Annotated in this window: 1 pseudogene; it reads right to left on the minus strand. The window is 64.0% G+C overall.

Features of this window, described 5'->3' with window-relative positions:
• Window positions 1–31: 31 nt before the first annotated feature.
• A pseudogene (locus ACU0AG_RS16075) lies at window positions 32–1,182 on the minus strand (IS3 family transposase).
• Window positions 1,183–1,253: the final 71 nt, after the last annotated feature.

Here is a 1,253-nt window from a genome sequence, read left to right on the forward strand (position 1 = left end):
CATTGTGACCTGCCCCCCGCTGATCCCGCGGTCATAACGAGAGTCTGCCAGTTTGATATTCGTGCACGCCCGCCGGCACAAGCGCGCCGGGTGGGACGCTTCCATCTTGCAGGAACGCCCGGCGCACTTGTGCCGGCGTTCGGTTCCGCAGGGATGAGTGCGGCCTGACGTTGTTGTAGTCGTAGCGCCAGACAGCCAGCTTGCGTCGGGCATCGACGAGGCTGTCGAACAGCTCCTCATTGAGCAGCTCGTCGCGCAGCGACCCGTTGAGCGATTCAATGAACGCATTCTGCTGCGGCTTGCCCGGATCGATATAGTGCCATTCGACCCGGTTCTCGCGCGCCCACCTCAGGATTGCCCGGCTCGTAAACTCCGTCCCGTTGTCGCTGACGATGCAAGCCGGTTTGCCATAGAGCCGCACCAGCGTGTCCAAGTCCCGGGCAACCCGAGCACCGGAGATACTGGTATCGCCCGGCAGGCAGAGGTTCTCCCTGCAGGCGTCATCGTTGATCGCCAGGATACGCAGCCTGCGGGAAGCGCCGAAGGTGTCAGCCACGAAGTCCATCGACCAGCGATCGTTCGGCCGCAGCGGCACAGGCATCGGCGTGCGGCTGCCGCGTGCCCGCTTGCGCCCGCGCCGCCGCACCCCCAGGCCCTCTTCGCGATACAGTCGGTAGAGCTTCTTGTGGTTCATCACGTGCCCCTTGCGTTCGAGCATGACGCCCACGCGCCGGTAGCCGAACCGGCGGCGCTGGGCGGCGATCTCGCGCATCTCCTCGCGGATCTCGGCATGGTCTGGCGGACGTTCTCGCCTGACCGTCTTGGGGTCGACGCCAACCAGCCCGCAGGCCCGGCGCTGTGAGATCTGGTAATCCTGCATCACGCCGAGCGCCACGTCCCGTCGCTGGCCTGGCGTCGTCAGACTTTTCCCATGAGATCCTTGAGGATCGCATTGTCCAGCACGCTCTCGGAAAGCAGCCGCTTGAGTTTGCTGTTCTCCTCCTCGAGCAGTCGCAGGCGCCGCGCCTCTGATACCTACAGGCCGCCAGACTTGGCCTTCAGCTTGTAGAAGGTCGCTGGGCTCAACCCGTGCTTGCGGCAAACCTCGGCAGTCGGCAGCCCAGCCTCCTGCTCCTTGATCATGCCGATAATCTGCTCCTCGGTGAAACGACTCTTCCTCATTCATCTGCTCCTTCGCTCAGGGCAGACTCTACATCAAATCGAGGGAGCCAGCGGGGGGCAGGTCACTGGTC

The sequence above is a fragment of the Erythrobacter sp. RANMB8 genome (genome assembly GCF_056848235.1).